Source organism: Thiohalocapsa halophila, assembly GCF_016583825.1.
Classification (GTDB): domain Bacteria; phylum Pseudomonadota; class Gammaproteobacteria; order Chromatiales; family Chromatiaceae; genus Thiohalocapsa; species Thiohalocapsa halophila.
Genome location: NZ_NRRV01000265.1, coordinates 1 through 645, shown reverse-complemented (window position 1 = coordinate 645; position 645 = coordinate 1). Strand labels below are relative to the sequence as shown.

Sequence of the window (645 nt, the reverse complement as noted above, 5' to 3'; positions counted from 1 at the left end):
AGCTTGCGGCTGCTTTCCGCGGCGAGGCGAACATCCTCGTCGCTCGGCAGGCTGGGGTGCTGGGCGGATGCGAGGGACATGCTGGATTGGGCTCCTGAGCTTGGCTGTTGTCGTGTCGTTCTTACCTGGTAGCCACCAAGATAGCTGCTATATTCGAAATATTCGAAATCGTTGCTGCGGATCGTTTTGTCGGTATCGATCGATCCTGTCGCTGGTCATTCGTCGGTTCGGGCAGTAGGCCGCTCACCCTGGCCCGTTCAGTTGGTAACGCGTGTCGCGGCCGGCGCCAGTCTTGGTCACCGCCCCTGCGGCCAGCAGGGCTGCGATGGCCGCGTTACACTGGGTGTCGCTGATGCCGGCCGCAGCCACCACGTCGGCCTTGCCGGCGCTGCCGCCGGCCGCGGCGATGGCCTGGCGGACGGCCGCGAGCAGGGTCTTGTCCGGTGCCGCGGTGCTGGTGCCGGCGCGGGGGCGGCTGGCGCTATCGCCTGCGCTCGCGCCGGCGCGGCGACCTGGGTTGCCGGAGCCGCCCCGGCGGCGGCTACCGCGGGTGAGCGAGACGCAGGCGAGGGCGTTCTGGGCGCGCATTGGCGCTGCGGCTTCGCTAAGCGCTTTCTTCGATTTTCGAGGTGCTCGATCATGGTC

General features: G+C 67.9%; 1 protein-coding gene. It reads right to left on the bottom strand.

The features are described 5' to 3' along the window. Nucleotides 1-243: 243 nt before the first annotated feature. Nucleotides 244-588 carry a hypothetical protein gene (locus CKO31_RS26345; protein WP_200243945.1) on the bottom strand — a complete coding sequence of 115 codons (345 nt, stop codon included), beginning with the start codon at nt 586-588 and terminating at the stop codon, nt 244-246. Nucleotides 589-645: the final 57 nt, after the last annotated feature.